Here is a 426-nt window from a genome sequence, read left to right on the forward strand (position 1 = left end):
ACAATTTTTTGTTTACTCTCCTGCATTAATTTCAGTACAAGTGATGAGAAAGGGAAAGGTCCGTAGAGCAAAATTATATTATCTGTGCAAGCTATTTGGGAAAGCTGCAAGGATCGATCGAAAACGTTTACAAATTGATATGATTTTCATTTCAAATACGTTGTAACAAGAAAATAATTCCGCTGCGGAACAAATACTGAAGCACTCACTATCCAACACCGCTAACTATCTGTGTAAAAGATGTTGTGTTCTTCTTTGTCGAAAATGTTGCCATAACCTGAAAAAAGAATTGGTTTCTTTGGTGGTGCAAGTGGAACGAGGGAATCCCCCATAAAGTTTGCTGGCTATTTTTTTTAAATACACACATGAACACAAACGCAATACATAAACACACACACACACAAAAATCGATTGAAAATTCTATGA

At 35.4% G+C, this 426-nt stretch carries 1 protein-coding gene; it reads left to right on the plus strand.

The genetic code is table 11. From position 1 onward, the window contains the following. Positions 1–166, plus strand: a 166-nt coding sequence (locus ACJ5GX_RS05060) for a 50S ribosomal protein L19 (protein ID WP_495292769.1), incomplete at its 5' end; no start/stop codon positions are given. Positions 167–426 lie beyond the last annotated feature (260 nt).

This window comes from Wolbachia endosymbiont of Tuta absoluta (assembly GCF_059414725.1).